Consider the following 2,483-nt stretch of genomic DNA (forward strand, 5'->3'; position numbering starts at 1 on the left):
TGTGTTTCGGCGTGGAATATTGACCCCTCTGGCGGGGTGACCGGCGTCCAATTTTGACCCCCCACCTGTTTCGTCTGACCATCCGTCTTTTGCTGGCGGATGGAGGGGGAGTTGAAGCGAGTGGATACGATTGCGCGTGTTCGTCGAGCCTTCCATGTGCAGGGCTGGTCGGTGAAGAGGATCGTCCGGGAGCTGCATGTTTCCCGCAATACGGTGCGGAAGATACTGCGATCCGATGAGACCGACTTTTCCTACGAGCGCGAACGGCAGCCGCTTCCGAAGACCGGGGCCTGGAAGGCTGAGATTGAGCGCTTCCTGGCCGCGAACGAAGGCAAGCCATCTCGCGAGCGACTGACGCTGATCCGGATTTACGAAGAGCTTCGGGCGTTGGGTTACGACGGCAGCTACGATGCAATCCGGCGCTATGCGAAGGGATGGTCGAAGGATCGAGGGGCCGTGACGGCCGAAGCCTACGTGCCGCTCTACTATGCGCCCGGCGAGGCTTATCAGTTCGACTGGAGCCATGAGATCGTCCTGATCCAGGGCGTGACGACAACGGTGAAGGTTGCCCATGTCCGGCTTTGCCACAGCCGGATGATGTTCGCGCGGGCCTATATGCGTGAGAGCCAGGAGATGGTCTTCGACGCCCACGACAAGGCCTTCGACTTCTTCCGTGGCACCTGCACGCGCGGCATCTACGACAACATGAAGACGGCCGTGGAGGCCGTCTTTATCGGCAAGGAACGGCTCTACAATCGCCGTTTCCTGCAGATGTGCAGCCATTATCTCGTCCACCCGGTGGCCTGCACGCCAGCATCCGGCTGGGAGAAAGGACAGGTCGAGAACCAGGTCGGCCTTGTGCGCGAGCGGTTCTTCACGCCGCGTCTCAGGGTCAAAAGCCTGGAGGAACTCAATGTCTGGCTGCTCGACAAATGCGTTGCCTATGCCAAGGCCCATAGCCATCCCGAACAGACGGCGCAGACGATCTGGCAGATGTTCGAGGCCGAACGCAGCAGCCTCGTGCGCTACGTCGGCCCGTTCGACGGTTTCCACAGCGTTCCGGCCTCGGTGTCGAAGACCTGCACCGTCCGCTTCGACAACAACAAATACTCGGTCCTGTCGACTGCCGTCGGCCGCCCAGTCGAGGTTCATGCCTATGCTGATCGGATCGTCATCAAACAGGATGGGGTGACGGTCGCTGAACACCAGCGTAGCTTCGGCCGTGGCGATACCGTCTATGATCCCTGGCACTATGTCCCTGTCCTTGCTCGCAAACCCGGTGCCTTGCGCAACGGTGCTCCCTTCCGCGAATGGGTTTTGCCAGCCGCGATGGAGAAGGTGCGCAAGCGGTTGAAGAGTGCTGACGACGGTGATCGACAGATGGTCACCATACTCGGATGCGTTCCCGCCGATGGTCTCGCAGCCGTTGAGGCTGCCTGCCAGGAAGCGCTCGATCACGGCGTCTGCTCTGCCTCGGTGATCATCAACATTCTGGCGCGAAGCCGCGATCCGGCTCCCGCTGCAACCCTGCAAATCCCGGATGCGCTTCGGCTTGCCCATGAGCCGGTCGCCGACTGCGCCCGTTACGACAGGCTCAGGAGGGTAAGTTGATGGAACGCACACAGGTTCTCGAACTGATGGGCACGCTGAAGCTCTACGGAATGCGCAGCGCTTATGACGAGGTCATGGGAAACGGCATCAAACGGCAGCACGAACCGCCGCGCATCGTCGGTGATCTCCTGCAGTCGGAGATCGCCGAGAAACAGGCCAGGTCTATCCGCTACCAGCTCAGCATCGCCAAATTGCCTTTGGCAAAAGACATCGACGACTTCGACTTCGCCGACACGCCCGTCAATGAACCCCTGGTGCGAGAACTGGCCACCGGCACCTTCGTCGCCGACCAGCGCAATGTCGTTCTCGTCGGCGGCACAGGAACAGGCAAGAGCCATCTGGCTATCGCGATTGCCCGTGCGCTCATCCGCAACGGCACACGTGGACGCTTCTTCAACGTCGTCGATCTGGTCAATCGCCTGGAAACGGAAACGCGCAACGGCAAGCAAGGTCGGATGGCCGATTACCTCACGCGCCTCGACTTCATCATCCTCGACGAACTCGGCTATCTACCGTTCGCACAGGCCGGGGGTCAGCTCCTGTTCCACCTGATCAGCAGGCTCTACGAGCGCACCTCGGTCATCGTCACGACCAACCTTGCCTTCGGCGAATGGCCGTCGGTGTTTGGTGATGCCAAGATGACGACGGCCCTCCTCGATCGCCTGACCCATCACTGCGAGATCGTGGAAACCGGCAACGAGTCCTGGCGCTTCAAAAACCGCTCTCAAAGCTAAAGCCAAAGACACCCGTCACCCGCACTTGGCCTACCCTCTGCAACCCCGGCCAGCGCCGGGCAGGCCAAGCGCTGATCGCCTACAGGGGGTGAATATTGGACGCCGATAAGGGGTCAACATTCCGCGCCGATTGACAGC

The 2,483-nt window shown here is 60.7% G+C and carries 1 protein-coding gene and 1 pseudogene; both read left to right on the forward strand.

Translation table 11 applies throughout. The features are described from left to right. Window positions 1-111 precede the first annotated feature (111 nt). A pseudogene (gene istA, locus ACQZ40_RS25645) lies at window positions 112-1,678 on the forward strand (IS21 family transposase). Then, on the forward strand, window positions 1,611-2,345 hold the full coding sequence (gene istB, locus ACQZ40_RS25650; RefSeq protein WP_062610304.1) for an IS21-like element helper ATPase IstB: 735 nt from the start codon (window positions 1,611-1,613) through the stop codon (window positions 2,343-2,345). The pseudogene istA and the gene istB overlap by 68 nt, the downstream one beginning before the upstream one ends. The last annotated feature ends 138 nt before the right edge of the window (window positions 2,346-2,483 follow it).

Source organism: Agrobacterium sp. 16-172Ci, from assembly GCF_053522725.1.

Coding starts and splice junctions, on each gene's coding strand:
- istB (WP_062610304.1), top strand. CDS start 1,611: ATGGAACGCACACAGGTTCTCGAACTGATGGGCACGCTGAAGCTCTAC.